At 66.7% G+C, this 1,227-nt stretch carries 1 protein-coding gene; it reads right to left on the reverse strand.

The features are described 5' to 3' along the window. Window positions 1–29: 29 nt before the first annotated feature. Window positions 30–1,162 (reverse strand): IS3 family transposase gene (locus KB893_RS18120; protein WP_213173971.1). Its coding sequence is split into 2 segments (ribosomal slippage): window positions 30–907 and window positions 907–1,162, totalling 1,134 coding nucleotides; the frame shifts between segments, so codons are not numbered across the junction. Window positions 1,163–1,227 lie beyond the last annotated feature (65 nt).

Consider the following 1,227-nt stretch of genomic DNA (forward strand, 5'->3'; position numbering starts at 1 on the left):
TGACCTGCCCCCAGCAGCCGTACCACCAGTTACTGGGAGAGTCCGGGGTTGAAGGGTACTGCGGATGTGGCGGTTTGGGTTCGGTGGTTGGCGGCGAACTGTGCCGGCGGGATGCGGCCGCAACTGCTGTGCGGGCGGACCTCGTTGTAGTCGCGTCGCCACTCGGCGATCACGCAGCGGGCTTGAGCGAGCGAGGTGAACCAGTGCTCGTTGAGGCACTCGTCGCGGAACTTGCCGTTGAAGCTCTCGATGTAGCCGTTCTGCATCGGCCTGCCCGGCTCGATCAACAGGTGCTCAATGCCGTGCCGCTGCGTCCATGCGATGAAGGCTCGACTGGTGTATTCGGGGCCGTTGTCGGTCCGCACTGCCCGCGGGTAGCCCCGGAAGCGCGCCGCCTGGTCCAGCACGCGCACCACGTAGGCGCCGCTGATGCCGTGGTCCACGGTGATGTCCACGCTCTCGTGGGTGAAGTCATCGGCCACCGTCAGGCACTTCAGGCGGCGCCCACTGGCCAGCGCGTCGCTGACGAAGTCCATGCTCCATACCGCATTGGGCGCCGTTGCGGGCGAGAGCCGCCGGCGTTCGCTTGGTGGCCTGCGGATCTTCTGACGACGGCGCACAGCCAAGTTCGCCTCGCGATACAGGCGGTAGACCTTCTTGTGGTTCACAGCCGGATACTCCGGACGCAGCAGGTCGTGCAGGCGGCGGTAGCCGAACCTGCGGCGCATCTGCGCCAGCTCGATGATCCGCGCCGACAGCGCCTGCGTCGCAGGCTCCGGCGCGGGTGGATGGCGGAACACATCGCGGGACAGCCCCGCAAGGCGGCAGGCCCGGCGCTCGCTCACTGCTGTGGCATCGAGCATGCACCGGACCGCCTCGCGCTTGCGTTGCGGGGCTAGCGTTTTACCCCGAACCCGACCTTCAGCGCCTCGATGTCCAGGTGCGCTTCCGCCAGAAGACGCTTGAGGCGGTTGTTCTCCGACTCGAGCTCCTTCAGGCGCTTGGCGTCTTCCGCCTCCATGCCGCCGTACTTGGCGCGCCAGGCGTAGAAGCTGGCCGGGCTGAAACCGTGCTGCCGGCCCAGCTCCGCGACCGCCATGCCGGCTTCCGCCTGCTTGATGAAGCCGATGATCTGTTCGGTGGTGAAGCGACTCTTGCGCATGTCCGTCCTCTTGGATGACGGACTCTACCTAGCTTCGGCTGGTACGGCTCAGTGGGGGCAGGTCA

The sequence above is a fragment of the Coralloluteibacterium stylophorae genome, assembly GCF_018122625.2.
Lineage (GTDB): Bacteria > Pseudomonadota > Gammaproteobacteria > Xanthomonadales > Xanthomonadaceae > Coralloluteibacterium > Coralloluteibacterium stylophorae.